This is a genomic window from Noviherbaspirillum pedocola (assembly GCF_016632335.1).
GTDB lineage: Bacteria > Pseudomonadota > Gammaproteobacteria > Burkholderiales > Burkholderiaceae_D > Noviherbaspirillum_A > Noviherbaspirillum_A pedocola.
Map to the genome: position 1 here is coordinate 49,818 of NZ_JAEPBG010000003.1, position 26,860 is coordinate 76,677.

Below are 26,860 nucleotides of genomic sequence, written 5' to 3' on the forward strand. Positions count from 1 at the left end.
CCCTCCGCATCAGTGCTCATGTTCGGCACTGGACTTGCCCAGTTCCGATTTGATGATGAAGCTGTTTGCAGCGGCGTACGATGCGCCGGCCGGCAGACCAGCGGTGACTTCCACCAGCTTCCCATCGCTGCGGCCGAGCGTCACTTCACGGGCGACGAAGCCGCCCGGCACGCGTAGAAAGACCGTCGGCTTGCCATCGACCGTCTGCACTACGTCGGCCGGAACGGCGATTATGGCTTGTGCCTGTGCGGCCACGATGTCGACATTGATGAACAGACCAGGCCGCCATGCGGTATCAGGGTTGGCCAGTGTGACGCGCGCTCTGGCAGTACGAGTTTGTTCGCCCAGCAGGGAGCCGACGTAGGAAATCGTTCCCGTGGCACTGGCTTCGAAGGAAGTGGCCCGAACGGTCACCTTTTGGCCGACTCTCACGATACCGAGGTCTTTGGCCGGGACGGCGACTTCGGCCCACACGGTGGATAGGTCGGAAATCGTGAAGATGCTGGCATCCTCCTTGACCGCTTCCCCCAGGGAGATGTGCTTCTCCATGATGATGCCGTCAAACGGGGCGCGGATTTCATAGTTGTTGAGGCCACCTCTGCCGGTCGCGCTGGCTCCTAGCGCTTGCAGTTTCTGTCGGGCGTTCTGGACAGCAATTTCCGCTTCTTGCTTGGCCTGGCGTGCCTGCAGGTAGTCCTGCTCGGCCGAGATTCTGTCTTCCCACAATTTCTTCTCGCGTTCATAGGTCGTCTGGGCGAGTGCAAGGCGCTTCTGTGCCGTAAGCAATTCACTGCGCTGCTCGGAGAGACCAGTACTGGCAATGACAGCCAGGACTTCGCCCCGCTTGACCTTCTGCCCGAGATTGGCGTGTACGGACTCCACGACCCCGGCGAGCCGGGGAACGACGTGGGCAGTCTTGTCTTCGTTGTAGCGGATTTCGCCAGGAAGCGTGACGACGCTATTGATTTTCGCAGGACCAGCTTTGCCGACCTCAATCCCCGCTGACTGAACTTGCGCATCACTTAGCGCCAGTGTTTTTTCGTGCTTTTCACTAGGCTCCTTCTGGCCATGCTCATCGCTCGAGTTGACTTCATGCTGGGTGCTGGCGTGCTCGTTTGCGCCACCTTGTTCCGTTGAGCCAGCCGCCTTGCTGCCACTTTTCAGCAAAATGAGGGCGCCCAGCAAAACGCCGACAAGGAGGATGACGATGATGGAGACGAGTTGCTTCTTGTTGAGACTACTTTTCATGATGGAACCTTTTACTTCTGGGGGGCGGGTACGGGCTCGCCGAGGATGCGGTTGATGTCGGCAGCCGCGCGGTGCGCCTCTGCCAGCGCGCGTAGGTATTGGGACCTGGCTGCAAGCAGGGTGCGCTGGGCGTCCAGCACGTCGATGAAGCCGAACTTGCCGTACTCGAAACCCGTTGTGGCGGCGGCATAGGCGCTCTGAGCACCCGGCAGGACCTCGTTCTGCAGAGATTCAACTTCCTGACGGGAAGTACTCAGCCTTTCGAAAGCCTGAGAGAGTTCTCCCTCCAGGCGCGTCTCGGTGCCTGCCAGTTCGTCACGTGCCTTGTCTGCACGGCGAAGGGCTTCCAGAACATTGCCGCGGTTGGTATCGAAAACAGGAATAGGGACGGAGACGCCGACGATGGCTTGGTTGCGGCCCAGTTCTCGGTTGCGGTCAACGCCGAGGGTAACCGTCACGTCGGGGATGCGGCGGCTGCGCTCGACTTGGGCCACCGCCTGGCGACGGTCGACTTCAAGTCGGGCTCGGGCTAGCTCCGGCGACCTGGACAAGCGCTCAAACAGGGCGTTCGGGTCAGGGAGCGCTGGCAATGCCTGGAGGTCTCCTTCGGCGCGCCCAAAACGCGGCATTGAGTTGCCCCAGGTCGCACTGAGTCGCCTGCGGGCAGATGTGAGCTCTCTCCTTGCCTGAACCAGTTCAAGCCGTACGCCGCTTTCCGCGACGCGCGCCCGAGTCTCCTCCACCGGGGACACCTTCCCGGCGCCCACACGCTTCGATGTAACGGTGGTTGCCCGCTGAGCGAGTTCTACCGATTCCTGGGCCAGCCGCACGCGCTCCTGGGCAGTCAGCAGGTCGAAGAAGGCGGAAATAACCGTCGACTGCACGTCGGCCTCCTTGGCCCGCAGTTCAGCGGTGGCGGCATCACGGCTTCTCTCCGCGGCTCGGACGCGGGCGCCGCGCTTTCCGCCAAGCTCAATTGGTTGGCTGAGCTGCAGCACGGTTTCCCGCGTATTGGGCTTGGTGTCCTGTATCTGCACTCCGACGGAAGGATTGGGCAGTACGCCTGCCTGCAGAACGGACGCTTCGACGGCAGACAGCTCCTGCCGTGCAGCCGCGACGTCAGGATTGGCTTGGCTGGCCAGAAGCAGGGCGGCGTGCAAGGTAATTGGTCCGGAAGGCTCAATTGCCTTCGTCGGATACGCGAACGTGGCACGCGCGCTGTCGCCGCCGGGTGGCAAATCAAGTGTCTCAGCGGCAGCGAGGGGAACGGCAAAAGCCACGAATGTCAGTGGCAATAACAACCTGTACATCGAATTCTCCGGATGAATGGGAAAGAATCCGACGAGGCGACGCTATGGAACTACAGGGAAAAGAATGTGAGAGAGCGCCTCGTCGCGTTAAGCGACGAGTGTCCGGTCGGGCCGCTGGAGGCCTTCGGGGTAGTAGGAGTAGTAAGACGGTGGTGGCGAGTCAGGGGGAGCCAGTGCGTTCGGAATATTCACCGAAGGCAGTGCCGGCAACGGCGTCGCATGGCAAGACAGATGGCAGTACCCGCAGTCGCCGTCGAACTTGGGCAACTTGCTGTTTTTTTCTGACTTTTCTTCTTGCGCCTGGTGATGGTGGATGTGATGGCCGAAATGCGCAGGATGCGGCTTCTCATGGTCGCAATATGCCGCTGCTGCTGCCCAGGCGAACTGGTACGGCAGAGCAATAAGCAGAACGATGAGAAGCAGTTTTTTCACGGGGCGGATAATAGCACTGTCGTGAAGGAGAGCGTTGATGCAGTCCTCATTCCGGTCTTGCGGCACTGAAAACCCTGTGGCTGCTACAAAGTCAAGCGTTTTTTGAACAAGCCATAAGTGGCATATTCGAGATAAGCGGGCGTAAAAAGTCGCCTAGACTCTTCAACTTGGCAGAGAGCGATGATTAGACGAGCTTGCAAAATTTGCCTACACTTAACCCGATTGAATTTGCCGCCGCTCCATGCGCAATAATTTTTCCTCTTTTTGCCGACTGATAGCCTGCTTCCTGGTCATGAGTATTCTGACCTCCGGAATTGCCATGGCTGCGTACGCCTGTCCGCAGTTGGTTCCGGCGCCGGCAGAAGGCATGGTCATGGATGGGACGCCATGCACGGAAATGGATAAGGAAAAACCCGTCCATTGTGCAGAAGCGCGGACGGGAGCCCAACTCGCCTTGGAGCACCTGGCTTCTACGCCATCACTGGCTCCGCTCACGCTTTCCTTTGTCATGCCGGCGCCCATGCCGGTGAGTCCCTCTCTCCACGCGTCTGTGCGGGACGACATCCCGTGGGAGGCCGGGGTAGACCCGCCATATCTTCGAACGTTACGCCTTCGCATTTGACTTGACCCTGTGTTGATTCGCCGGCCGGCTTGTTGCCGAGGCTGGCATTCGTCTTAACCTCAGGGAAAAGTATGTCTTTGCATTTTCATGTGCTGCCGCGCTTCGGGCCGGCGCGCATCTTATTTCGTCTGAGCAGCTCTCTGATAGCGCTTGCTCTCGCCCCAAGCATTGGTCAGGCTCAAAACAGCGGCCTGACCTTCGACCAGGCGCTTCAGTTGGCAACGCAACGCTCAGCCTCCAGCCAGGCGGCAGAGGCGTCGGTACAAGCCAGCAGGGAGATGGCCGCAAAATCCGACCAGCTGCCTGACCCAATGCTCAAATTTGGTGTCGATAACTTGCCGGTCACCGGAGAGGACAGGTACAGCCTGACCCGCGACTTCATGACCATGCGGCGTGTCGGCATCGAGCAGCAATGGGTTTCTTCCGACAAGCGTGCCGCCCGCGCAGACCGTGGCCGACGAACCGTGGAGGTCGAAGAGGCCAGTTACCTGAACGATGTCGCGAAAGTTCGGGAAGAAACCGCAGTGGCATGGATAAACGTGCTCTTCGCCCAGCGCTCCCTTGAGCTGCTCAAGGCGCTGGAGAACGAGACCAGCCAAGACCTCCTCACTGCCCAGGCTACGCTGCGCGGCGCGAAAACCGCTGCAGCCGATGTCCTTCAAGCGCAGCTGAGCCTCTCACTGGCAAAGGACCGTACCCGTCGGGGCGAGCAGGTTCTTCAAAGCGCCCGGACGGCGTTATCACGATGGACGACTGTCCCAGTTGCGTCGGTAGAAGATGCCATGCCAGCTTTGGCGGCGCATGTGCCGAACCTCCCCATTGAGGAGCTGGAGAAGTATCACCCGATGTTGTTGGCCGCCAGGCGGGCGGTCGCCTTGGCCGATGCCGAAACCGCAGTCGCCACCACCGAGCGCCGACCAGACTGGAGCTTTGAGGCAGCCTATGCCCAGCGGGGAAGTCAGTATTCGAACATGGTTTCGGTCGGAGTCAGCATTCCGCTTCCGGTCAACCGCGCGCAGAAGCAGGACCGCGATATCGCTGAAAAGTCGGCGCTGGGCACGAAAGCCCGAATGCAGTATGAGGACGCGTTGCGTGAGCTACAGACCGAAATTCAAGACCAATCCCAAACCTTGAGCAGTCTGCAGGAGCGGGCATCGCAGCTGAAAAAAGAGCTACTGCCTGTGGCGAACCAACAAGTGGAATTGGCCACGGCTGCATACCGGGCCGCAACAGGTAGCCTTTCCGCCGTCTTCAACGCGAAAAGAATGGCACTGGACGCCAGGATGCAAATCCTGGACGTCGAAAAGGAGGCCGCGACCACCTGGGCTCGTCTCGAGTACCACGTCATCCCACACGACGCGGCATCCATGCGGAGAGCGGACCAATGAAATCACGCTTTGTACTGAATGCTATCGCGTTGGCGATTGTCGGCGCCGGACTGGCTTACGGCGGGTACTGGGCCGGCTCGCATCGGAAGATGCCTGAGACTTCCGCGTCTGCGTCAACGGTATCAGGGGCTGCTGGAGGCAAGATTGACCCGAAAACCGGGCGCAAGGTGCTGTACTGGCATGACCCAATGGTCCCAGGGCAAAAATTCGACAAGCCGGGGAAGAGCCCCTTCATGGACATGGACCTGGTTCCTGTCTATGCCGACGAAGCCGGGGCGGAGGGTGGTGTGAAGATAAGCCCGACGCTGCAGCAGAACCTCGGTATCCGCTACGCCACCGTGCGGCGTGCACAAAGCACGGATGCTCTCGAGGTCGTGGGAACCACGCAGTTCGATGAAAGCCTCGCCGAGGTCGTGCAGAGCCGCATCACCGGCTATATTGACCGGCTTTACGCACGGGCACCGATGCAGCGTGTCAAGCGTGGCGAGCGAATTGCTTCACTTTTCGTTCCGGACTGGATTGGTCCGCAGGAGGAGTATCTTGCACTCAAGCGCTCAGGGAACGAGGCGCTGGCTGCCGCATCCGCCCAGCGCATGCGGGCGCTGTCGATTCCGCCCGGGCTCATCGCAAAGGCTGAGCAAGCGGGGAAGGCTCAAGACCATATCACCCTGGCCTCGCCAGTCAACGGCGTCATTGCCGAGCTGTCCGTGCGTGATGGCGCGATGGTGTCGCCCGGGATGACCATTGCGAAGGTGGCCGGCCTCGACAAAGTCTGGCTGGTGGCTGAAATCCCGGAGGCCATGCTTGGTAGTGCCCGCCCTGGCATGGCGGCGGAAGCCATGTTTTCCGGCGACCAGCGGCGGAAGTACTCAGGCAGAGTCAGGGAAATTCTGCCTGGCGTCAGTACAGCTACTCGTACCGTGCAGGCGCGGCTGGAGTTGGATAACCGGGATGGCAGCCTGACGCCGGGCATGCTGATGCGGGTGCGTCTGGGCGCCGAAAAGCCGGTTTCCCGCCTGCTGGTTCCGACTGAGGCCGTGATAAGCACCGGAAAACGTTCTGTAGTCCTGGTCGCCGGCGACAACGGTATCCAACCAGTGACCGTCGCGACAGGCCGTGACATCGGGGAGGAAACGGAAATTCTGACTGGCGTGATGGAGGGGCAGAAGGTCGTGGCATCCGGCCAATTCCTCATCGATTCGGAAGCCAGCCTGAAGGCTGTCCTGCCGAAGTTGGCCGGTACGCCGGTACCCCAGCAGCAATCAGCGCCTCAAGCGGCGCAGCAGTCCGGCGGACAGGCGTATCACGGCGTGGGCAAGGTCGAGAAGGTGTCTCCAGAGGGAATCACGTTTTCCCATCAACCGATTCCGGAGCTAAAGTGGCCCGCGATGACGATGGAATTTGGCAAGCCGCGTTCGGATGCATTCCCGGACATCAAGGTTGGCCAAGATGCCAAATTTTCATTCAAGGAGGGCAAGGGCGGCAGCTACGTGCTTGAAAGTGTCAAGCCAAGCGGTGGAGGCCGGAAATGATTGCCCGGATTATTCGGGAATCCATCGCGAACCGGTTTTGGGTTCTGCTTGCAGCGCTTGCCATCGCAGGATGGGGCATCTGGGCACTGGGGAAGACGCCGCTGGACGCCTTGCCGGACTTGTCCGATACCCAGGTCATCATCCGTGCCCAGTACCCAGGGAAGGCGCCGCAAATCGTCGAGGACCAAGTAACGTATCCGCTGACTACGGCGCTGCTGGCCGTTCCCGGTGCGAAGACCGTCAGGGGCTACTCGTTCTTCGGAGACGCCTTCGTCTACGTGCTGTTCGATGACGCCACGGACCTGTACTGGGCGCGCTCGCGCGTTCTCGAGTACATCAACCAGGTGCAGAGCCGCCTTCCGCAGGGAGTCCGGGCGGAACTCGGGCCAGACGGCACCGGCGTGGGCTGGGTCTTCGAATATGCGCTGGTTGACCGTACTGCCAGTCATGACTTGGCCCAGCTTCGCGCGCTGAATGACTGGTTCCTGAAGTTCGAGCTGAAGACTGTGCCCGATGTCGCTGAAGTTGCCAGCATCGGGGGCATGGTCAAGCAGTACCAGGTCGTGCTAGACCCGGACAAGCTGCGGGTATTCGGCATCTCGCACGCGAAGGTACTGGACGCCTTATCGAAAGCGAATCAGGAATCCGGCGGCTCTGTCGTCGAGATGGCGGAGTCGGAATACATGGTGCGGTCGCGCGGCTATCTTCGGTCGCTTGAAGACTTCCGCAACATTCTGTTGACCACGAACGAAGCCGGAACGCCGGTAACGCTGCGCAATGTCGCTACCGTACAGCTTGGGCCGGAAATGCGTCGCGGCATTGCGGAACTCAATGGCGAAGGCGAAGTGGCAGGTGGCATCATTGTGATGCGTTCCGGGAAGAATGCTCTGGAAACTATCAAGGCGGTTAAGGCGAAACTGGCAAGTCTGCAGAGCTCCCTGCCAAAAGGCGTCGAGGTCGTGCCGACCTATGACCGGTCCAGGTTGATTACCGCTGCAGTAACGAACCTGCGCGACAAGCTTATCGAGGAATTCGTTGTCGTTGCCATCGTCTGTGCCGTCTTCCTGTTCCACTTGCGCAGCGCTTTCGTCGCCATTGTCTCTTTGCCCCTGGGTGTGCTGACGGCATTCATCGTCATGCGATACCAGGGTGTCAACGCCAACATCATGTCGCTCGGCGGCATTGCGATTGCCATCGGAGCGATGGTGGATGCAGCCATCGTGATGATTGAGAACGCCCACAAGCACCTGGAAGCCTACCAGCATGCCAATCCTGGCGCGCCGCTAGTGGAGCAGAGACGTTGGGCGCTCATCGCGGAGTCGGCTATCGAGGTTGGCCCGGCGCTGTTCTTTTCGCTGCTCATCGTGACTCTGTCGTTCATTCCTGTCTTTTCGCTGGAAGCTCAGGAGGGCAAGCTGTTTGCTCCATTGGCTTACACCAAGACGTACACGTTGGCCGCAGCCGCCGGACTAGCCATCACCTTGGTTCCGGTGCTGATGGGATACCTGATTCGTGGAAGGATTCCGAATGAAGCCGCGAATCCGATAAACCGTATCTTGATTCGGGCATATCGCCCTGCGTTGGATGCAGCCTTACGCCATCCGCTCGCAACCATCGTCATTGCTGTCGTCGCATTGCTCTTTACCGCCGTTCCGCTCTCGCGGCTCGGCGGCGAGTTCTTACCCCCGCTCGACGAGGGAGATTTGCTGTACATGCCTTCAGCGCTTCCCGGATTGTCGGCTTCCAAGGCGAGCGAACTGTTGCAGCAGACCGACCGCCTGATTCGGACCGTCCCGGAAGTCGCTACGGTCTTCGGGAAGGCAGGGCGGGCGGAATCAGCCACGGACCCGGCGCCTCTGGAGATGTTCGAAACGACTATTCAGTTCAAGCCCCGAAGCCAGTGGCGGCCGGGTATGACGCCGGAGAAGCTGGTGGAGGACCTGGACAGGACAGTCAAGGTGCCAGGACTCTCCAACGTCTGGGTGCCGCCTATCCGCAACCGCATCGACATGCTGTCGACCGGAATCAAGACGCCTGTTGGCGTGAAAGTGTCCGGACCAGACCTGGAGCAAATTGACCAAGTTACACGGCAAATAGAGACAGCAGTCAAAGGCGTGACGGGCGTGACCTCAGCGCTGGCGGAGCGGGTGAGCGGCGGTCGGTACATCGACGTCAACATCGACCGAGCCCGTGCAGCTCGCTATGGCTTGTCGGTGGCCGATGTGCAGTCCGTCGTCTCGTCTGCCATTGGTGGCGAAAACGTTGGCGAAGTCATTGAAGGACGCCAGCGTTTCCCCATCAATGTGCGCTACCCACGCGACTATCGGGATTCGGTTCAGAACTTGAGAGAGCTTCCTGTCGTAACCGAAAAGGGCGCACAGATTCGTTTGGCCGACCTCGCCGACGTCAGGGTCACCGACGGGCCACCCATGATTCGCAGCGAGAACGCTCGCCTGTCGGGATGGGTCTATGTCGACGTGCGCGGCACCGACCTGCGTACCGCGGTGAAGGCAATGCAGGCGGTTGTCCAAAAACAGGTTACGCTGCCGCCCGGCTATTCGATTGGGTGGTCAGGGCAGTTTGAATATCTGGAGCGCGCAGCCGCCAAACTGCAAACCGTCATTCCTCTGACGCTGGCCGTCATTTTCATCCTTCTGTATTTGGCATTCCGGTCGGCATCCGAAGCACTACTGCTGATGCTCACGGTTCCCTTCGCGCTCATCGGCGGCTTCTGGCTCGTCTGGTTGCTCGGCCATGCTGTATCGGTCGCCACAGCGGTCGGCTTCATCGCACTGGCAGGTCTGGCTGCCGAGTTTGGCGTCGTGATGCTCGTCTATCTGCGCAATTCTCTGAACGAGAGGCTCGAATCTGGCCTGCCGCTTAGCAAAGAGCTAATTGTGGAAGCAATCCGTGAGGGGGCAGTGTTGCGCGTGAGGCCGAAGGCAATGACAGTCGCCGTCATCCTGGCCGGCCTTATCCCTCTGATGTTCGGGCACGGTGCCGGCCACGAGGTCATGTCCAGGCTTGCGGCTCCCATGATAGGCGGCATGGTTACAGCGCCGCTTCTCTCCCTGTTCGTCATCCCGGCCGCCTGGCGTCTTCTGCAAGAGCACCGGCTGCGACGCATTACCCAACTTTCAAACCCAACCACCACGAAGGAGCATGAACATGAAGTTCCCACTGCTTAAAACTATCGGAACGCTTGGATTCGTCGTACTCACCCTCAATGCGTATGCCGAGCAGGGGAGCAGCTCGAATGGCATGAATATGGGCAGTATGGGCGGAAGCAGCGCCTCTCAGGTGCTGGGCACCAATGAGGCCGAAGTTAAAGCCGTAGACAAGGCCAACAAGAGCATTACGCTGCACCATGGCCCTATCAAAAGCAAAACGGTTGAAATGACGCCAATGACCATGACTTTTCCTGTCGAGAAGCCGTCGCTTTTATCGAACGTGAAAGCTGGCGACAAGGTCGCATTCACCATTGAAAATGTGAAGAACGTCGCGACGGTGACGGCTCTGAAAGTGGAAAAATAGTCTTCTCGCACTGGCCCCGCCGCCGATGCGGTTTATCGGCGCCCGCGTTTCTGGGCAACGATGTTTGGAGATGGATTCAATGACCTGCTGCAGTCACTGCATTGACGCCGAAAGCCTGTTCAGCCGTCGGATAGCACGATGGGAGTTGCGCAGCTATCGCAAAAGCGGTCCTCGGCGAACGACCCAATTGCTGTTGACCGCCATCCGCTCGCTGGAAATTGAGGGGAAGACTTTTCTCGACATCGGAAGCGGAATCGGGGCCATTCCGCATGAGCTCTTGGCTTGTGGCGCGTCCAACGGAGTCGTCGTGGAGGCGTCTCCCGCCTATCTGGAGGCGTCCCAAGCTGAGGCAGGCCGGCGTGGCGACCGCGACCGTTTAACCTACTACCACAACGACTTCGTTGATTTGGCCGGGCAGATTCCCTTGGTGGACATCGTCACGCTGGACCGCGTGATTTGCTGCTATCCGGATGTCGAAAGACTCGTCACATCCTCGGTTACCAAAGCAAAATATGTGTATGGCGTCGTGTATCCACGCGAGCGATGGCTCACGCGGGTAGGGATTGCTTTGGGAAATGCTTTCCTTCGGTTGCGTGGCGGGACATTTCGTACATATCTGCATCCCAGCAGCGTCGTCGACGCCATAGTCCAGGGGCACGGATTCCGCCGCTATTCCTATAACCGTACACTTCTTTGGCAGGTAGTCACGTATGTCAGGGAGCAGCCTGCAGTCTAAAAATCCGGCAAGCTTGTTTCTATGCCGGGATGCAAGGGGCACAAAGATGATGAGTCGCTACAAGGCTGAGGAGGAAAACGGAATCGGCATGGAGAGCTAGAGCACTCGCAGGTACGTGATGATTTCCCAGATTTCCTGTTCCTTCAGCACCCCGCCGAACGCGGGCATGCCCGTTCCCAAAGGTACTCCTCCCTCGGTGATAGTCCAGTAAAGGTAGCCATCGGTTGCCATAGGCATCTTGCTGGCAGCGGCAACGTTCGCAGGTCGGGGATTGAGGCTTTCGCCGTCCCTGCCATCGCCGCGGCCAGTCACTCCATGGCAACGGGCGCAATTCTGCTCGAACAGTTTCTTGCCGCCATCGATGTTCTGCGAGTTTGCCTGCAACGGATTTTCCATCGAAGCGTACCTCGGGTCGATGCCGTTCATCATTGCGAAGTGATGCCGCACCATGGACATGTTCATCATCCCATGCCCCATACCCATGCCGGGTCCCATTCCCATTTGACTGTGGGCAGGAAGAGAGAGGAAGAGGAGTTCCGAAATCGTTAGACCGATAAACGTTGCTCTCATCATCAGCCTTTTACGCTGAACGCTGTGTACGGAGCTTAGGCCGTCCTCCGTCCCGATGCAATCCATGCGCCGCATAACGCAAGGGCGAAGCCGCTAGGGTCCAGCTCAAGGCAATCGGAAGAAGCGGACTAGGGAAGCTTGGCCAGCGCTCTCAGTGTTCGGTATGGCATGCGCGTTCGTGGCTTTCCGCGGACTCCGAAAGATTCTGGAGGATGCCGCATTCCTCCACGGAATGCAGTTCGCCACATTGATGCCGTAGCGCTGCCAGTTGCGATTCCAGTGTGCGAAGAGCATCCATCTGGATGCGGATGCGCTCGAGGTGATGGTCCAGCAGGTCGTTTACGGCTTCGCACCCGGCTGATGGCCTGCCTTTGAGGTCGAGTAGGACGCGAATGTCGGACAGCGACATCTGAAGCGACCGGTAATGCCGTCGCCAATATGGGGACTAGCTTGCTTGTGGTATTCAATGGTCTACGCCTTCTTCGGCAAGCAAGGTAGGCCGATGTTTTGAGGCGGCAAGGATGGCAGGTCCCGGAGAGTGCAAATTAGCTCCACGGGGTGACGCTACTTTGTTGCGATGGTTTCTTTCATTCGTATCGCCGCAACAGTACCAGATAGAAATGTCAGAATGGCCACCAACCAGACCGCGACTTCAAGGCCGAACCAGTCTGCCGTAATGCCGGCAAGCAAAGCGCCAACTGCATAGCCAAGGTCTCGCCAAAGGCGATAGACGCCTACGGCAGAAGCACGCCACGTGGGATGCGCCACGTCGCCAATGGCGGCCAACAGGGTCGGATAGACCATCGCCGTACCAATGCCGAGCAGCACGCCGCCCGTGGCAAAGCCAAGGAACCCAGCGGTCGATGCCGTGAAGATGATGCCCGCGGCCTGCACCCACATGCCACCGACAATCAACCACTTGCGACCGATACGGTCTGACAAAGCCCCTGTGAAGATTTGCGTACATCCCCACACCGCGGGATAAATCGCCGCGAGCACTCCGATTTGGGAAAGGTTCATACCAGCAGCAGCAAACACCAAAGGGAACAGTCCCCATGCCATGCCATCGTTCAGGTTGTTTACCAGTCCAGCCTGACTGACGCTTGACAGGTTGTGGTCGGTCAGCGTCGTGCGCCAGAAGATTTCGCGTTGGTCTAGGTTGCCGGCGCCCCCAGCCGTGGCGAGATTGCTTACCTCATGCGCAACGTAGTGCCTGGTCTCCCGAACAGCCAGCAGAGAAAGCAGCAGCCCAGCCACTACATAGACGATGCCAAGATAGAAGGGTTGCGGACGAAGCCCGTACTGCGCAGCTATCCATCCGGTAGCCAAGGCACTGGCGGCAACGGCGGCATAGCCTGCAAACTCGTTCAGGCCCATTGCCAGCCCGCGCTGTTTCGGCCCCACGAGGTCGATTTTCATGATAACTGTCGTGGACCAAGTGAGCCCCTGGCTGACACCGAGCAGCACATTCGCCGCCACAACCCAATCCCACTGGGGCGCCCACATCAGCATGAACGGCACCGGCGAGGCTACCAGCCACCCGGCTACTAATACCTGCTTGCGGCCAAAACGGTCGGATAGTCGGCCCGCCAGGTAGTTGGTCATCGCCTTGGAGACCCCGAACACTACGATGAATGACAATATGGCCGCCTTGGCGGCGAGATGAAAATCGTGTTCGGCTATGGCCGGCAAGATGCTGCGCTCCAAGCCAACCATCGCGCCGACAAAAGCATTGACGATGACAAGCAATGAGAACTGACCAATGTTCTCGCGCAGGCCAAGTCGGATTGAATGTGCCGTCATGCCTTACTCTGCCACGCCAAGATTGGCCTTTACGATGGCTTCCATATTTGCAGGGGGTGGCGGGATATCTTTGGTCAGGTAATCGATGAAGGCACCTCGGTCCATCGCCAAGGCGGAATTCCAACGTCTTTCGAACCCAAGTGTCGACGCCGGCTTACCCGACAGCCCGGCGCCGCACGCGCTACCGGCCTGATGGCCAGGGTAAATCTCGAGTTCAGCGGGCAGCCTCAAAATCTTGGTATGGAGCGACTCATAGAGCTGCGCTGCCATTTCCCGCTCTTGTCCCGCCAGGTCTGGGCGCCCGACTGCGCCGACGAACAGCGTGTCTCCGGTAATGACAAACCACGGCTCGTCGCCCCGGCGCAAGTCACGCACCAACAAACAGACGCTGTCCGGCGTATGGCCAGGGGTGTGTAACACGTCGACCAGGACGTTGCCTGCTTCTAGTCGCTGCCCGTCCGCCAAGGGAGTGAAATCGAACGAGACGCGTCCCTTGTTGCTTTCGTGGAGGTAGTACGGCGCTCCAACGATGCGAGCCAATGCTAAACCGCCGGAATAATGGTCGGCGTGGACATGAGTATCGATGACATGGGTAATCGTCGCGCCAGCCTTGTTTGCCTCAGCGATGAACCAGCCTTCATCGCCGGCAACGACATCTACCGCCACTGCCTTACCGTGGCCGGCACAGCCGAAAAGGTAGGAAAGCGTCGCGTTTTCTGTGGCGTGCTGAAGGAAAAACATGAAAAGCTCCTACTTCAAAAAACCAGAGCCTTATCGGCCCAAGCAGTCCATTGGGCAAGTTCGTCCATGCTGCTGCGATGCGCGCCGGCTATCAGGCTTTCTGTAGCAATGCCACGTGCATCCATGCAGGAGCCACACACGCCGACCACCCCGCCGTGTTTGATGAGAAGAGTCAACATCGTTTCAATGTTGTAGTACCCGGTGGGGGTTTTCTGCTGACCGTGCGCAGCAGATGCCGCGTCGCCGATGAGAAAAATACGTACTTCGTTGCCTTGCTCTCGGGCGAGCGTGCCAGCCAGCCGAAGACCGTTGTAGGTTCTTTCGCTGCCGTAAGGGGCATCGTTGAGGATGAACAGCGTTTTCATGACAACATCATTCTTCGATAGGTAGGCCGCGCGCCCGCCATTCGGCGACGCCATCGGTCAAGTGGAAGGCGCGGTATCCTTTGCTGCGCAGCAGTTCAACGGCATCTTTGGCAAACATGCAGAACGGGCCGCGGCAGTACGCAACGACGGGTGTCTCTTTCGGCAGCTCAGCAAGGCGCTTCTTAAGTTCACTGATGGGAAGGGAGCGGGCATGCGGCAGATGAGAGACAGCAAACTCGTCAGCCGGGCGCACGTCAAGGACAAGCACTTCGCCTGCGCTAGCCTTTTTCAAGACCATTTCCCGGCCCATTTCTTCAAGACCAGTACCATCGTTGACGATGGATGCCATCGCTACTTGAAGCTCAACCAATCTCTCCTCGGCCTGAGACCGAAGTGCAACCCAAAAGTCGGCGACGCTGTTGTCGGCTAATCGGTAAAGCACGTACTTGCCATCCCGGCGAGTGCTGACGAGGCGGGCTTGGCGAAGCTCGCGAAGATGGGCACTGGCGAGCTTCACGCTGATGTCTGCCTGGGCAGCGAGCGTCTCGACCGGTTTTTCCGCCTGGCATAGCAATTCAAGCAGTTCCAGCCGCTTCGGACTGGAAATGGCTTTCCCGATGCGGGCAACCTGGTCGTATAGGTAGTCTTTCATTTCTCTCATATGAACATTCTAAAGAATGTTAGAATGTAACGCAATCGAACCTTGTCTTCGTCCGAACTTCTCAAAATGCAGTGGAGAACGGGTGATGCATGTAACGCGTCTAGGGGCGGATTGGACTTGTGAATTTGGAGGCAACATGATGGGGCCTGGGCACATTTGGTGGGGTGGGTGGTGGATGTTTCCATTCCTTATGCCTCTTCTGGTAATTATTGTTCTGGTGACCGTACTCTATTTGGTATTAGGGCGCGGTCGCTTCAAACTGCCGTGGCTCAATGATTCCGACCGGCCTGCGAGTCGCTTCCAAAATTTGGAAACACCTCTCGATATACTCAAGAAACGCTATGCGAGAGGCGAGCTTACACGGGAGGAATTTGAACAGATGAAACAAGACATCCAAGGAGGATGACGTTCGCGGGGCAGGACTTTTGCGTGCCGAGCGAAGTAGCGCAATAGGTTGAATGGCTTCGAAACAGTCACGGCTTGCTGCTTGTTTTTGATGTCTATTTGCAACGAATTGTAATTCCGGTCATCGGTGTGCGTTCCAGAGCGTTCTGGGGAGTAGCAAGGGCAGTGTCCCCTTTGCCTTAACCATGAAAGCGAATTCAAAATGAAGAAAGCACTCGTCGTCGCCGCTCTGTTCGCCATTGCTGGTATCGCTTCCGCGCAAAATGCCGCAGCCGCTCCCGCTGCACCGGCCGCTTCGACTGCGCCGGCAAACGCTGCTGAAGCGAACAAGGCCGCTCCTGCTGAAGCGCCCGCGAAGGTGGTGAAGCACAAAAAAGCCCATGCGAAGAAGCATGTGAAAGCAGCTGCGAAGAAGGATGACCAAGCGAAAGCTGAAGCTGCTGCCCCGGTGGCGAAAGCTGATGCAGCTGCGACGCCCGCCGCGAAATAATCGCGCTCCGCCTGTAGTCGCTGCATGACACAAAGCCCGCAATGCGGGCTTTGTGTCATTTTAAAGGACATTACGGCACAACTGACTTGCTGACTCTGGTCAACATTAAGCAGTTACCGCGCCTCAAATTACATACCCATAATGCCACACAGGCTGCTTTACTCTGGGGACGTTGGTGAGCGGGTTCAGGTGCCCGTTTTGACTTCGGTAGTAGAGGAAGAGGCTTTGACGGCACAGACTTGGTTGCGACCATTCGCTTTCGCCTCATAGAGCGCTTTGTCTGCCAGACCCAAGAGTTCTTCAGCGGTTTGCGTCCGGGTGCTTTCAGTGCTGGCGACACCGAAGCTCGCGGTGACAAAGTCGCAGGCCTTTGAACGAATGTGGGGAATTTCGAGCGCCTCCACCCGCTGCCTCATGCGCTCGGCCACCCGAAGGGCACCCTCGTGGTCACAATCAAGCACGGCAACGAATTCTTCGCCACCATAGCGTGCCACCAGGTCACCTTCTCGCTGCAAGCATTCCTGAAGAGCGTGGGCCACCCGGCGTAGGCAGTCATCGCCAGCCTGGTGCCCGTAATGGTCATTGAAGAGCTTGAAGTAATCGACGTCGAGTAGCACGAGGGAAAGTGGAGCCCCACTGCGAGCATGCTTGCTCCAGTCCCGTCTCAGTGTTCGCGCAAATAGGCGCCGATTACCAATGCCCGTCAGCGGGTCGCGTGAGGCCAGAGTATCCAGATGCTGGTTCTTTTGTCGAAGGACGGCCTGCCCAGCAGTTGCGCGAGACGCCGCGAGCAGCGCGCCCCAAATTAAGATGAGCATTCCTGCCACAATCGTTACTTGGCGCAGAGAACGAGCCTTCCAGGCCGCGAAGGCTGCCGGCGTCTCGATACCGGAAAATACCACCAAGTCCAGGTCCGGCAGGGCTCGGTAAGCCGCCAGCCTCGTTTTTCCATCGAGACGGGAGATTGACTTGAAGGTGCCGAACGGTGCCCGGGGTAAGTAGCGCGTAAAAATCTCGCTTTTGGCATTGCTCTTCCCGACAAGCTTTTCCATGCCGGGGTTGCGGGCGACGATGCCGCCGTCCCCCTTGAAGATGGAAATGGCGGGTGCAAGCGAAAAACCGAACAGCGAATAGAACGATGTGAGTTGCCTCGTTTCCATGCCGATGGTCGCCACGGCAAGAAGTTTGCCTCTCGTATCGAACACCGGCTTGGACACGAAAAACAAGATGGGTGAGCCGGACAGGCGCGACACGGTGGCGGCGTCGATATAGCGTTTGCCAGTTTCACGCGGTCGCAAAAAATGTAGGCGGTCGGACACGTCAAGGACGTCCGTGTCCGTATTCTGAGTCTGCGCCTTGACCTTGCCGACAGGGTCGATTACGCCAATGGCGTGGCAGCCGATGAGCGTAGTGCAGTAAGAGCGGAGGATTTGCCAAGTGGTCGGTTCGCGGATGCTAGCGATGTTGCCCGATTTTCGGACCAGAGTTGAAACGGCGTCCAAGGTTTGGTCGACGTAAGTGATGGTGTCGCGAACCTGCCGTTCTACAACACGCGTAATGTCGCTCGCAGTCTCGTAGGCCCGCCGTTCGGTGTCGCGATAGTCCAGTGAGATTTCCAGCGCGGTAGCACTCGCTACCAGTGTCGTAATTACTATTGCAAGCAGGCCAGCCTTGGATTTCAAAAAAGTTTTCAATACAAAACTCTCAAGATGGCGCAACCTTAATTACCTTTGCGCGGGAAAAACCTGAATCCTATACGAAAGGGTTACCTTCCTTAATGGAAATCAACGCAGGCAATGCGCCGCTATTCAGAGTGTTGTGAACTGAGCGGGCACACGGCGGTGATATGCGCTCAAACCGGGATAGATATCCCGCTTGGACGCGATGCATCAGCGCCTGCCGGATGCCGCTTTGCCGTGCTGGTGTCAGCAGACGCTGGCAAAGCGCAGGTGCCGAAAGACGATGTCAGAATCTGGTTGGCCGGGCGCGGGCGTCTTGAAGGAAGTACAGATGCAGCCTAGTCGTGTTACTCATGGGTCGTCGCTTCGGTTTTCAGGTTTAGGGTTGTAGCTTTTGCTTGGAGCTGTTTGCGGTAGGCAGGAAGTTCGCCGAGCTTGATGCCTTCGGGCGCATGCCGATGCTTCGCCTGGCCAACGCGCTGAGAACGGTAGATACCGGTGTGTCCCGAGAACAAGTAGCTGATGACGCACGCGATGCCGGCGTAGATGCCGACGTCGGCGCCGAACAGCTCAATGGCCATCAGGGTCGATGCGATAGGGGTATTGGCGGCACCGGCGAATACGGCAACGAAGCCGATACCGGCCAACAGCGGCAAAGGCATATGCAGCAGCGGAGCCAGCGCATTGCCGAGCGTCGCGCCAATGTAGAAGAGCGGTGTAACTTCTCCGCCTTTGAAGCCGCTACCCAGCGAGGCAATGGTGAACGCCATCTTGCCGAGGAAATCGTAGGCAGGGAGCGGCTTCTGGAATGCTTCCACAATGGTTGGGATGCCGAGTCCGATGTAGCGGTCGGCCCCAAACAGCATGACCGCGCAGGCGACGACAAGACCCCCGACAAGTGGGCGAAGCGGACCGTAGCTGATGCGTCCCTTCATCCAAGCACTGAGCGTGTGCGTGGCGTCGGCGAATACCTTGCCGGCGAGGCCGAATAGGGCCCCCGCTACCAGTGTCGCCGCCATACTCCATCCCGACAGGTGCGGTATCTGTGGAATGACATAGTGCGTGTGGTGGATGCCCCACCAGAGGCCGACCTGGTCAGCAACGATAGCGGCAACCATGCACGGCAGGATGGCGTCGTACCGAAGACGGCCGATGGCCAGGACTTCCAGCCCCCAGATGGCGCCCGCGAGCGGCGTGCCGAACACCGAGGAAAAGCCCGCGCTAAGGCCGGCCATGAGGATGATGCGCCGGTCCTCGTGTTTCAGCCTGAACAGGTGCGTGAGCTGGTCGGCAAGCGCGCCGCCCATTTGCACCGCCGTGCCTTCGCGCCCCACGGAAGCGCCGAAGAGGTGCGAGATGACCGTGCCGCCTAAGACCAAAGGCGCCATCCGTAGAGGAATGACCTTTTTGGGGTCATGTATCTCGTCGATGAGCAGATTGTTGCCTGCTTCTACCTGTTGTCCGAGCTTCAAGTAAATCCAGCCGACCGAAAAGCCGGCGACGGGCAGGAGCCAAATCAGCCAGTGATAGGTATTCCGGGTGTTAGTCGCCCACTCGAGAACGAAGAGGAAGAAGGCGGACGCGGAGCCGGCGAGTACAGCAACACCGCTGGCCAATAGGAGCCACTTTCCCAGATAGGGAAGAAGGTCGATTTGTTCGGGACGTTTGGAAGGTTTCATGCATGTCCAGAGAAGCTGTTAATCACGTCTGGACATGCGGCAGGCTGAGATGAGCACACCTACATCTTCCCGCAAGGCCAGGAATCAATGTAGGCATCATCAGCCCTGAGGGCAGTTAAGGGAGGAATGCCATCTCCGAAGCGGGGATTCTAGCAGAAAACGTTTTAGGCAATAAAATCCCCGCGCTAGGAACTGGGGACGTTGTCGTCTTCCCCAACAACTCCAAACTCAACAGGGACCTTCACGTAAAAGAGGTGTAGCTTCTCGGCACGAAGTCTGTCGAACAACTTCTCCGCTTCATCGCTCGTAACTGCCATCACGACGGAAAGCGGTTGGTCGGCCAGTTCGAAGAAGCGCGCGGAGTGAATGCGGTGGTGCTGTCCGACTCCTTCATCGCCCGGGATAAGGGTGGCCCCGCGAAGGCCCATATCAGCCGCCAAGCAGACGAGCCAGTCAGCCAAATTCTTGCCGTGGTACCGGCGGTCTTGCTGGGTAAAGAAGGTGATTTGATACCCGTTCATGGCCTCGCTCCTCGGTCATTTGGCCCAGTTCCAGGACAGTATGCCGGCGGCCGTCATCGCTAGCGACCCGACAACGTGCACAGCAATCGTCCCGACGGCCCAAGAGAGGCGCCCTTGTTCCAGCAGCGAGACGACTTCCGCTGAGAACGTCGAGAAGGTTGTCAGGCCCCCGCAAAAGCCGGTGATGATGAGAAGACGCCATTCTGGCGCGATGTCCGGCGCGCGGGCAAAATAGGCAATCGCAAAGCCGATGATGTGGCCGCCCACCAAGTTCGCGACGAGCGTGCCGGGAGGTATGGTCGGAAACAGAGTGTTGAGCCTCATCCCGAGAAACCAGCGAAGCAAAGCGCCGAATGCAGCACCTACCGAAACGGCGACGATGGATTTCCACATTATCCTTTCCTTCCGCGTATGCGCTTCGAAAAGCCATGATAGAACCACAACGGTTGTCCGGCTCGACGTAGGCATCCGGCGACAAAAACCGTGGCAATTCATTGAGGAATGCTCCTGCAAGTGTGCGCATAAGCACATACCTCTTATACAAATACATTCACACTCGCAAAGTGAACGAGCGCTCCATGGCTGAATCCGAGGATTGCCGTTGAGTAGTCTCGAGCCCAGTACCAGTCGCAGAGGGAATACAGCAATGGCCTTTAGCAATACCTTGTACCAAGCTTTGGGGTATGGATTCCTTTGCACGGCCTCCTTGGCGATAGGGGGCGCAGTGGCCGCCTTCCGGTCGCCGTCAGATACGCTTAGGGGCTACATTCAGCACGTAGCAGCGGGCCTCGTCTTCGCCGCCGCCGGTGTCGAAGTGCTACCGGACGTCATGCACCGCGAAAAGCCGCTTGCAGCCGCTATCGGATTTGCGCTTGGAATCGTCTTGCTACTCGCCATTCGGGCAATGTCAGAACGGCTGGAGAAGAAAGGCAACAGCGGCCCCTGGGCGTTCCTCAGTGTGGTGGTCGTCGATATCTTTGTCGACGGGCTGCTCATCGGCGTCAGTACCGCTACGCAACGAGGAGCAGGACATCAGGCGTTGTTGGTAACTATCGCGCTTGCCGTTGAACTGCTTACCCTTGGACTGTCGCTTGCTGTCGAACTGGGACAAGGAGGGACAAGCCGTGCCCGCAGCATCCTCACGACCAGTTTGGTGGCGGTTACTCCCCTGTTCGGAGCGGTCGCTGGCTACTTCCTCAGCGGTGTGCTGACCGGCGCGTGGATAGAAGGGGTGCTTGCGTTCGCGGTCGCAGCGCTTCTCTATCTGGCAGCAGAAGAATTGCTGACAGAGGCCCACGAGCTTCCGGAAACCAATGTCGGCACGGCACTTTTCCTCTCGGCATTCCTCGTCATTATGCTGATTGACATGGTGACCTCTCCAACCTGATAGCGGCTGCCCGTCAAGCGACTACAGCGTGGAAGCGAAGTATGGAGACGCGTGACGGGTTAATCGCCATCGACGGCTGTTGCGCCAAAGCGGCCGAAGCGCAGCGACAACGCGGGCAAGACCAGCAGGTTTAAAAGCGTCGAAGTGAAAAGCCCACCTAGAATAACGATGGCCATCGGCCCCTCGACTTCATTCCCCGGCTCTCCACTTTGCAGTGCCAGCGGTAATAGGCCGAGGCCGGTCACCAGCGCGGTCATCAGAATGGGTGCGAGGCGCTCAGTCGCTCCCAGCGTCGCCGTCTCCTCGTTCCATTGATGTCCTTCTTGATGAACCAAGTTCTGGTAATGGGATATGAGCATGATGGAATTACGAAGAGTAATGCCGAACAACGTGACGAAACCCACCATGGAGCCCAGGGACATCACGCCACCGGTCGCAAAGACCGTCAGTACGCCGCCAACCAGTGCGAACGGCATGTTGGCCAAGACAAGAGCCAAGCCACGGGCGCTGCGCAACGCGAGAAAGACGAGAAGACATATCGCGACGGCGGAGATGGCAAAGTACATGATGAGGTCATGCTGAGCTTGAGCCTGGGCTTGTGCTTCGCCGGTAAAGACAACATGGTAGCCATCCGGAAATTTGACCTCTGAGGCAACGCGCTTTTTCGCCTCGTCCGTGAATTGACTCACTGATGCCCCGCTGACTTGCGCGGTCACTGTTTGTAGGCGCTGTCCTCCGTTGTGAAGAATTAGATAGCGGCCGCTGGTCTGGTTGATATCCGCAAGCTCACCAAGTGGAATGACCGCGCCATCGGCTGTACGCAATGGCAGTTCACCGAGTTGTGTTGGACTGCGGCGTGCATCGCGTTCCAGCAAAACCGTGACGTTGAAGACCGCATTGCCTTCATATACCTGCGCGATTTCCGCTCCTTGATACGCTGTTTGTATCGCCTCCATCACGTCAAGGGGAGCCAGCCCCCAACGTGTCAACTGGTCTTCCCGGAGGCGAATTGTCAATTCCGGAGGGGCAGTGGGCGCCTGCATCATGACCCCTGAGGCCCCGGGGACGCTGTTCAAGGTCTTGGTAACCTGTCCGGCAAGCCTGTCCAAAACGTCGAGATTAGGTCCGAATATGTTGACGATTACGGGTGCCGTGTAGCCCGAAATTGTTTCCTGTACCCGCTCGGTAAGAAAGGTCTCGGAAGTAAAGAGAAGTCCAGCGAAGTCTCCAAGCTTCTTGCGAATCGCAGCCTGGGCCTGTTCCTGCTCTTCGGCGCCAAGGTTAGGCTTCAGGTCGACTTCGAATTCGCTGTACTGTGGGCCAAAGACGTCCACTCCGCGCGCGGTTCTGCCGACGCGCTGCGCGACCGACCTCACGCTAGGTATTTCCAGCAGCGCACGGCTAACACGCGCACCGACGCGCATGGACTCCTGAACCGATGTGCCGGGAACCGCCTGCATGTGGACAATGAAGTGACCTTCATGCAGTTCGGGCAGATATTCCCTGCTTAGAAAAGGTAAGGCAATCAATGCCGCACCGAGAAAGCCGCCGAAGGTGAGAAGAGCCAGCGCCCACCGCTGTTCCACCTTTTTCAGGATGGCGGAATACCGGACCTTCAACCAGCGATAGACGCGTGGCTCTCCCTTGTCCTCGGTATGCCCTGCGAGCATTGTGTAGGAAAGCGCTGGAGTGAGCGTCAGCGCAACCAGCAGCGACGCCATGATGGCCAGAATATAGGCAATTCCAAGGGGCGCAAACAGCTTACCGGCGACACCTGTGAGAGTGAGCACCGGAAGAAAAATCGCAGCCACGGTGAAGGTGGCATAGATGACCGCTCCGCGTACCTCGGTAGAGGCATTGACTACGACCTCTATCGGTGAAAGCGGATTTGGGAGGCGCCGGTTTTCGCGTAGGCGGCGGTAGATATTCTCCACGTCGATGATGGCATCGTCCACGACTTCGCCAAGCGCGATTGCCAGCCCGCCCAAGGTCATGGTGTTGAGGGGCACTCCGAAATGGTGAAGCACGACGATTGCCGCCAGCAGGGACAGCGGAATGGCACTGACCGAGATAAAGGCTGTCCGGATATTGAAGAGGAAAAGGAACAGAACGATGATGACCAGTGCGCCGCCCACCAGAAGTGCGTTGCGCAAATGGTCGGTCGACGTCATGATGAAATTCGCAGGCCGGAACAGGCGCGGATGCAGCTCGATGCCGTCCGCCTCGAGTTGCGGACGCAGTTCCGCTAGTGCCTGTTCCACGTTCTTCGTCACCGATACCACGTCGGAACCGTACTGGTTGCTAACCATGAGCACTACGCCTGGCTCGCCCTGGATATTGGCTCCGCTGACGGGCACCTCCTGGCCTGCTATTACCTTGCCGATGTCGGCAAGTCGCACTACGGAGCCATTTTTTTGCAGCAGTACGACACGCCCGAGTTGTTCGCCGCTCGTGGTCTGCCCAATGGCGTTGAGCACCAAACGCTGGTTCGGGGTATCCAGCACGCCAGCGCCCCGAATGCCAGTGGCCCGCTGCGCTGCGCTGACCACGTCGTGTAGGGAGAGACCAAGCCGTATCAGCTTGTCGGGGTCGACCTGCACCTGATACTGCTTGACTTCACCGCCATAGACACCAACGTCAGAAACTCCCTTGCTGCCCAACAGCCGTGGCTTGACCACCCAGTCGGCAGCGGTACGCAAGTCCATCAGCGACCGGGTCTTAGACGTCAAGCCAATGCCCAGAACCAGGTTGGAAGACGAACTCAAAGGCGTCATCGTCGGCTGCCCGACACCGACCGGCAACGAGCCTGCCACCGTGGACAGCTGTTCCGCCGCGATTTGACGAGCGCGATAGATATCCGTTGCCTCGTTGAAGATGAGCGTGATGACCGACACGCCCTGTATCGACTGCGAGCGCATCGACTCCAACCCTATCGAGCCGCCCAGCACGTTCTCCACACGCCGGGTGACAAGCTGCTCGACCTGTTCAGCGGACAGTCCTGGCGCCTCGGTCTGGATGGTGACCAAGGGGGGCGTGAATTCAGGGAAGACGTCCAAACTGCTTTGTTTGAATGCATAAACGCCATACGCAAAGAGCAGGCAGGCGAGCACGAAAATAACGCCGCGCAGGCGGACCGAGAAATTGATGATGGGTGTCAGCATGTCGATGGGCGCGGCGTGGTCAGTCGTTGCTCAGCAGCGAGCGGCTTTCCTCGGAGAGCAGCAGTTGTGCGCCGCGGATGACAACCTGTTCCCCAGCCGTGAATCCGCGGCTTACCAAGAAATCCCCGTTCCTAGGTATCCCGCCGTTGATGGCGCGGCGCTCAAAAGTCGTCGGTGTTGTCTTTACATAGGCCCATGGTTGCCCTCCATACCAGACAATGGCGGGAGCGGGTATGTCCAGTCGGGATTGTTTCTGGCCGCCAATGTATGCGGTCACCCGAGTGCCGGTGGGGAGCGATGCAGCGACCCGGTAGAGATAGGCTTGCCCTTGGATGTTCGGGTCGGTTTGCGGCGACGGCGACACGAGGTGTGCCTCATGCGCAAACTGGTCGTTTCCGAATAGGGTAAGAGTTTTTGGCGCCGGTCCCGGCTGCCTGCCCAAAACGATGCGGGCCAGCACCTCCCGTCGAGTAAACAGCGATGCAAGGTCGCGAGACGATGGCGACGCGGTCCATTCCGCTATCGTTGCACCGAATTGCTGGCGGAGAGTCGCAACGACGGCATCGGCGGCCGCTGCAGCAATCTTTACCTTCGAGGTCGCAGCCGCATCCGCAGCACGGGCTGCGCCGACGACTTTTTGTGACACATTTTGCTCATCGGCATAAAGCGCGATGACGCGCGCCAGTTCCGCCTTGGTAGTGGCCCGTTCGGTCTTCGCAGCACTGAGGTCGGAAATAGCTGAAGCGTAACGACCGCTCAGCTCGACCAAGGGCTGCATGTCAATGACTGTGCCATAGACGGCCGGCCCGCCAGTCGCTGTAGCATCCCCGAGTGCTTGCGCCTGAATGCCACTCCGCTCCTGTGTGGCCTCATTCACTATTAGCGTCATTATTCCGTTCCTCACCTCGATTTTTGTCGAACTGGGGACCGGCGCCTCTCGTTCAGCCTCCTTGTTTTGTTCTCCCTTGCTTAACCAATAGCCGCCAAGCAGCAGCAGTGCCAGGATGGTTGGGGAAAGCAGCAACAGGCCCTTGAGGACGGTTTTTGTTGGTGACTTCATTTGGCCAACTCGTTGGGGCGAAAGGAAAGGGGGACTCCGGAAACCGGCCGCTGCATTGCATCTTCGATTTTTCCGACTGCCTGCTGTACATGAAATGTCGCATCGAGCATGGCAAGGCGGGCGGCAAGCTCCGCCTTTTGGGCCAGGACCAGGGCCAGCCGGTCATCCTGCCCCAGTTCCAGTGCGCGCTGGGCAAAGGACAGTTGGCGGCCTTGCACGGCCAGTTGGTGCTCGTTCTGCAGGACCATCCCGCGCGCAGTATCGTATGCTGCGACCGCGCCGTCAGCGTCGGCAAATGCCTTCGCTTCGATTTTCTTGACCCGCGCTTCTGCTTCAAGCCGCCGACCACGTGCTTCGGCGATGGGTCCCTGATTTCGGTTGAAGACGGGTAGCTCCAGCCCCGTAAAGTCGAAACCGAGCTTGCGGGCGCCCTGGTCGAAGGTGTATCCGGGCCCAAGATGCAGATTCGGATATTGTCTGGCCACCTCGAGCTGAAGCGCGGCCTGGCTGGCTTCATATTGCGCCAAGCTCTCAAGCACATCCGCTCGGTTCAAAAGCGCCTGCAGCCGGATTTCCTGCGGCGGCAATTCCGGGATAGGCTCACCAAATCCGCTCAAGTCCAGCTCGGCCCCGTCGAGTGCCTGCGCTCGCAGTCCGAGCACCGTCGCCACCCTGACTTTGGTCGCCGCCATTTCCTGCTGCACGGGCAAGAGCGCATTGCGGTCCTGAATCAGCGAAAGCCGCTGCTGATTGACTTCCCAGGTCGACGCATATCCCGCCGCAAGGCGCTTTTCCAGCATTGAAACCAGTTTCTGGTCCAGTTCGACCTGCTGTTGCAACAGCCCAGCTCTTTCCGATGTCGACCAGAGAATGAGGAGTTGCTCACGCAACTGACTTCTGATTCCCCACGCGACATTCGCCACTTGAAGACGGGCGGCGGTGACGAGATGGGCGGCCTCATTTACCCGGTAATTTCGCTTGCCGGCCGTTTCAATCGGGATGTCCAGTGCAAACCCGACTATCCATGGAGATTCGCCGGCATTCGGATTCATCGTCCACTGCAGGGGAAACTGGAGGACTGGGTTTGGCCGCTGGGCTGCCGTAATCTGGCTACCTTCCGTTGTCCTGAGCTTGGAACGTGCAGCCTCCAAGTCCGGGCTGAAGAAGAACGCCGCCAGGGTCAGGCTGTCGAGATTCCATCGAAGAGGAGGCCAGGGCGATTCTGGCTTGAGGTGACGGGCCTGGATGAATTCGCGAAGTTCCGGGGAGCTTAGCGAATGGCTGTTCAAGTCGCGGGCGATGCCTTTGGCAGAAATCGGTTGTGCATCGTAGTGTTGCGTCGCACAGGCTCCAAGAACGCAGCAAAGCAAAGGCAGGACGAATCTGTGCCGGCGGCGACGTCGGCATTCGTCTACTTGGCGTTGTTTGGGTGGCAATGTTGGGCGCGGAAATATCATGGCGCCACAACGCTATCGGCCGAAACTTAGGAAATGCTTAGAAGGAGGGTGTCGTTGATATCGTTCAGCCATGGAAATA

23 protein-coding genes, 1 pseudogene and 1 riboswitch are annotated in these 26,860 nt (G+C 58.6%); of the genes and pseudogenes, 8 read left to right on the plus strand and 16 right to left on the minus strand.

What is annotated here, in order from left to right; all coding sequences use genetic code 11:
- Positions 1-9 precede the first annotated feature (9 nt).
- The 3 genes from JJB74_RS08590 to JJB74_RS08600 all read right to left on the minus strand — a co-directional run bounded on the left by JJB74_RS08590 (position 10) and on the right by JJB74_RS08600 (position 2,990).
- Positions 10-1,248, minus strand: coding sequence for an efflux RND transporter periplasmic adaptor subunit (locus JJB74_RS08590; protein ID WP_200591441.1), 1,239 nt, complete (start codon positions 1,246-1,248; stop codon positions 10-12).
- 11 nt (positions 1,249-1,259) lie between these two features.
- Positions 1,260-2,558 (minus strand): TolC family protein, encoded by a 1,299-nt coding sequence (locus tag JJB74_RS08595; protein WP_200591442.1) that lies wholly within the window; start codon positions 2,556-2,558, stop codon positions 1,260-1,262.
- A gap of 87 nt (positions 2,559-2,645) precedes the next feature.
- A complete protein-coding gene (locus tag JJB74_RS08600) occupies positions 2,646-2,990 on the minus strand; it encodes a DUF2946 family protein (protein ID WP_200591443.1) in 345 nt (114 codons plus the stop codon).
- A gap of 693 nt (positions 2,991-3,683) precedes the next feature.
- On the opposite strand from JJB74_RS08600, the gene JJB74_RS08605 reads away from it, so the two are divergent.
- The 5 genes from JJB74_RS08605 (at position 3,684) to JJB74_RS08625 (ending at position 10,802) form a co-directional block, all read left to right on the plus strand.
- The gene (locus JJB74_RS08605) at positions 3,684-5,000 is read left to right on the plus strand and encodes a TolC family protein (RefSeq protein WP_200591444.1); all 1,317 of its coding nucleotides are present in this window, start codon (positions 3,684-3,686) and stop codon (positions 4,998-5,000) included.
- Positions 4,997-6,532 (plus strand): efflux RND transporter periplasmic adaptor subunit, encoded by a 1,536-nt coding sequence (locus JJB74_RS08610; protein WP_200591445.1) that lies wholly within the window; start codon positions 4,997-4,999, stop codon positions 6,530-6,532. The genes JJB74_RS08605 and JJB74_RS08610 overlap by 4 nt, the downstream gene beginning before the upstream one ends.
- The gene (locus JJB74_RS08615) at positions 6,529-9,720 is read left to right on the plus strand and encodes an efflux RND transporter permease subunit (RefSeq protein ID WP_200591446.1); all 3,192 of its coding nucleotides are present in this window, start codon (positions 6,529-6,531) and stop codon (positions 9,718-9,720) included. Before JJB74_RS08610 ends, JJB74_RS08615 begins: the two co-directional genes overlap by 4 nt.
- Positions 9,701-10,066, plus strand: a complete 366-nt coding sequence (locus JJB74_RS08620; protein WP_200591447.1) for a copper-binding protein — start codon at positions 9,701-9,703, stop codon at positions 10,064-10,066. The genes JJB74_RS08615 and JJB74_RS08620 overlap by 20 nt, the downstream gene beginning before the upstream one ends.
- A gap of 70 nt (positions 10,067-10,136) precedes the next feature.
- Positions 10,137-10,802, plus strand: a complete 666-nt coding sequence (locus tag JJB74_RS08625) for a class I SAM-dependent methyltransferase (RefSeq protein WP_200591448.1) — start codon at positions 10,137-10,139, stop codon at positions 10,800-10,802.
- 96 nt (positions 10,803-10,898) lie between these two features.
- Here the strand turns inward: JJB74_RS08625 and JJB74_RS08630 are convergent, their stop codons facing one another.
- From JJB74_RS08630 to JJB74_RS08655, 6 genes and pseudogenes are all read right to left on the minus strand, one after another.
- Positions 10,899-11,375 (minus strand): c-type cytochrome, encoded by a 477-nt coding sequence (locus tag JJB74_RS08630; RefSeq protein WP_200591449.1) that lies wholly within the window; start codon positions 11,373-11,375, stop codon positions 10,899-10,901.
- A 148-nt stretch (positions 11,376-11,523) separates the two neighbouring features.
- A pseudogene (locus JJB74_RS08635) lies at positions 11,524-11,790 on the minus strand (MerR family DNA-binding protein); the annotation flags it as partial.
- 146 nt (positions 11,791-11,936) lie between these two features.
- On the minus strand, positions 11,937-13,175 hold the full coding sequence (locus JJB74_RS08640; RefSeq protein ID WP_200591451.1) for an MFS transporter: 1,239 nt from the start codon (positions 13,173-13,175) through the stop codon (positions 11,937-11,939).
- Positions 13,176-13,178: 3 nt separating this feature from the next.
- A complete protein-coding gene (locus tag JJB74_RS08645; protein ID WP_200591452.1) occupies positions 13,179-13,916 on the minus strand; it encodes an MBL fold metallo-hydrolase in 738 nt (245 codons plus the stop codon).
- Positions 13,917-13,930: 14 nt separating this feature from the next.
- Positions 13,931-14,281, minus strand: coding sequence for a DsrE/DsrF/TusD sulfur relay family protein (locus JJB74_RS08650; protein WP_200591453.1), 351 nt, complete (start codon positions 14,279-14,281; stop codon positions 13,931-13,933).
- A 7-nt stretch (positions 14,282-14,288) separates the two neighbouring features.
- On the minus strand, positions 14,289-14,942 hold the full coding sequence (locus tag JJB74_RS08655) for an ArsR/SmtB family transcription factor (protein WP_200591454.1): 654 nt from the start codon (positions 14,940-14,942) through the stop codon (positions 14,289-14,291).
- A 190-nt stretch (positions 14,943-15,132) separates the two neighbouring features.
- On the opposite strand from JJB74_RS08655, the gene JJB74_RS34155 reads away from it, so the two are divergent.
- Positions 15,133-15,348 carry an SHOCT domain-containing protein gene (locus JJB74_RS34155; protein ID WP_407672316.1) on the plus strand — a complete coding sequence of 72 codons (216 nt, stop codon included), beginning with the start codon at positions 15,133-15,135 and terminating at the stop codon, positions 15,346-15,348.
- 201 nt (positions 15,349-15,549) lie between these two features.
- Positions 15,550-15,837 (plus strand): hypothetical protein, encoded by a 288-nt coding sequence (locus JJB74_RS08665; RefSeq protein WP_200591456.1) that lies wholly within the window; start codon positions 15,550-15,552, stop codon positions 15,835-15,837.
- Positions 15,838-16,022: 185 nt separating this feature from the next.
- Here the strand turns inward: JJB74_RS08665 and JJB74_RS08670 are convergent, their stop codons facing one another.
- The 4 genes from JJB74_RS08670 to crcB form a co-directional block, all read right to left on the minus strand.
- Positions 16,023-17,555 (minus strand): sensor domain-containing diguanylate cyclase, encoded by a 1,533-nt coding sequence (locus JJB74_RS08670; RefSeq protein WP_200591457.1) that lies wholly within the window; start codon positions 17,553-17,555, stop codon positions 16,023-16,025.
- 308 nt (positions 17,556-17,863) lie between these two features.
- The gene (locus JJB74_RS08675; RefSeq protein ID WP_200591458.1) at positions 17,864-19,195 is read right to left on the minus strand and encodes a voltage-gated chloride channel family protein; all 1,332 of its coding nucleotides are present in this window, start codon (positions 19,193-19,195) and stop codon (positions 17,864-17,866) included.
- Positions 19,196-19,278: 83 nt separating this feature from the next.
- Positions 19,279-19,341, minus strand: a riboswitch (Fluoride riboswitch).
- A 39-nt stretch (positions 19,342-19,380) separates the two neighbouring features.
- Complete coding sequence (locus JJB74_RS08680) at positions 19,381-19,716, minus strand: DUF190 domain-containing protein (protein WP_200591459.1); 336 nt, start codon at positions 19,714-19,716, stop codon at positions 19,381-19,383.
- A gap of 15 nt (positions 19,717-19,731) precedes the next feature.
- Complete coding sequence (gene crcB, locus JJB74_RS08685) at positions 19,732-20,109, minus strand: fluoride efflux transporter CrcB (protein WP_200591460.1); 378 nt, start codon at positions 20,107-20,109, stop codon at positions 19,732-19,734.
- 253 nt (positions 20,110-20,362) lie between these two features.
- On the opposite strand from crcB, the gene JJB74_RS08690 reads away from it, so the two are divergent.
- Positions 20,363-21,103, plus strand: a complete 741-nt coding sequence (locus tag JJB74_RS08690; RefSeq protein WP_200591461.1) for a ZIP family metal transporter — start codon at positions 20,363-20,365, stop codon at positions 21,101-21,103.
- A 59-nt stretch (positions 21,104-21,162) separates the two neighbouring features.
- On the opposite strand, the gene JJB74_RS08695 is transcribed toward JJB74_RS08690, so the two are convergent.
- The 3 genes from JJB74_RS08695 to JJB74_RS08705 are packed head-to-tail and all read right to left on the minus strand — an operon-like array spanning position 21,163 to position 26,613.
- Positions 21,163-24,264 (minus strand): efflux RND transporter permease subunit, encoded by a 3,102-nt coding sequence (locus JJB74_RS08695; protein WP_200591462.1) that lies wholly within the window; start codon positions 24,262-24,264, stop codon positions 21,163-21,165.
- A 19-nt stretch (positions 24,265-24,283) separates the two neighbouring features.
- Positions 24,284-25,324 carry an efflux RND transporter periplasmic adaptor subunit gene (locus tag JJB74_RS08700; RefSeq protein WP_200591463.1) on the minus strand — a complete coding sequence of 347 codons (1,041 nt, stop codon included), beginning with the start codon at positions 25,322-25,324 and terminating at the stop codon, positions 24,284-24,286.
- Positions 25,321-26,613: a TolC family protein gene (locus JJB74_RS08705; protein ID WP_200591464.1), complete on the minus strand. Its 1,293-nt coding sequence runs from the start codon at positions 26,611-26,613 to the stop codon at positions 25,321-25,323. Before JJB74_RS08705 ends, JJB74_RS08700 begins: the two co-directional genes overlap by 4 nt.
- Positions 26,614-26,860 lie beyond the last annotated feature (247 nt).

Excerpts from the sequence above, each read along its gene's own strand:
- JJB74_RS08630 (WP_200591449.1), bottom strand. The coding sequence starts at position 11,375 with ATGATGAGAGCAACGTTTATCGGTCTAACGATTTCGGAACTCCTCTTC.
- JJB74_RS08640 (WP_200591451.1), bottom strand. The coding sequence starts at position 13,175 with ATGACGGCACATTCAATCCGACTTGGCCTGCGCGAGAACATTGGTCAG.
- JJB74_RS08690 (WP_200591461.1), top strand. The coding sequence starts at position 20,363 with ATGGCCTTTAGCAATACCTTGTACCAAGCTTTGGGGTATGGATTCCTT.
- crcB (WP_200591460.1), bottom strand. The coding sequence starts at position 20,109 with ATGTGGAAATCCATCGTCGCCGTTTCGGTAGGTGCTGCATTCGGCGCT.
- JJB74_RS08645 (WP_200591452.1), bottom strand. The coding sequence starts at position 13,916 with ATGTTTTTCCTTCAGCACGCCACAGAAAACGCGACGCTTTCCTACCTT.
- JJB74_RS08700 (WP_200591463.1), bottom strand. The coding sequence starts at position 25,324 with ATGAAGTCACCAACAAAAACCGTCCTCAAGGGCCTGTTGCTGCTTTCC.
- JJB74_RS08625 (WP_200591448.1), top strand. The coding sequence starts at position 10,137 with ATGGATTCAATGACCTGCTGCAGTCACTGCATTGACGCCGAAAGCCTG.
- JJB74_RS08595 (WP_200591442.1), bottom strand. The coding sequence starts at position 2,558 with ATGTACAGGTTGTTATTGCCACTGACATTCGTGGCTTTTGCCGTTCCC.
- JJB74_RS08680 (WP_200591459.1), bottom strand. The coding sequence starts at position 19,716 with ATGAACGGGTATCAAATCACCTTCTTTACCCAGCAAGACCGCCGGTAC.
- JJB74_RS08675 (WP_200591458.1), bottom strand. The coding sequence starts at position 19,195 with ATGAAACCTTCCAAACGTCCCGAACAAATCGACCTTCTTCCCTATCTG.
- JJB74_RS08665 (WP_200591456.1), top strand. The coding sequence starts at position 15,550 with ATGAAGAAAGCACTCGTCGTCGCCGCTCTGTTCGCCATTGCTGGTATC.
- JJB74_RS08615 (WP_200591446.1), top strand. The coding sequence starts at position 6,529 with ATGATTGCCCGGATTATTCGGGAATCCATCGCGAACCGGTTTTGGGTT.
- JJB74_RS08655 (WP_200591454.1), bottom strand. The coding sequence starts at position 14,942 with ATGAGAGAAATGAAAGACTACCTATACGACCAGGTTGCCCGCATCGGG.
- JJB74_RS08590 (WP_200591441.1), bottom strand. The coding sequence starts at position 1,248 with ATGAAAAGTAGTCTCAACAAGAAGCAACTCGTCTCCATCATCGTCATC.
- JJB74_RS08620 (WP_200591447.1), top strand. The coding sequence starts at position 9,701 with ATGAAGTTCCCACTGCTTAAAACTATCGGAACGCTTGGATTCGTCGTA.
- JJB74_RS34155 (WP_407672316.1), top strand. The coding sequence starts at position 15,133 with ATGCCTCTTCTGGTAATTATTGTTCTGGTGACCGTACTCTATTTGGTA.
- JJB74_RS08610 (WP_200591445.1), top strand. The coding sequence starts at position 4,997 with ATGAAATCACGCTTTGTACTGAATGCTATCGCGTTGGCGATTGTCGGC.
- JJB74_RS08695 (WP_200591462.1), bottom strand. The coding sequence starts at position 24,264 with ATGCTGACACCCATCATCAATTTCTCGGTCCGCCTGCGCGGCGTTATT.
- JJB74_RS08605 (WP_200591444.1), top strand. The coding sequence starts at position 3,684 with ATGTCTTTGCATTTTCATGTGCTGCCGCGCTTCGGGCCGGCGCGCATC.
- JJB74_RS08650 (WP_200591453.1), bottom strand. The coding sequence starts at position 14,281 with ATGAAAACGCTGTTCATCCTCAACGATGCCCCTTACGGCAGCGAAAGA.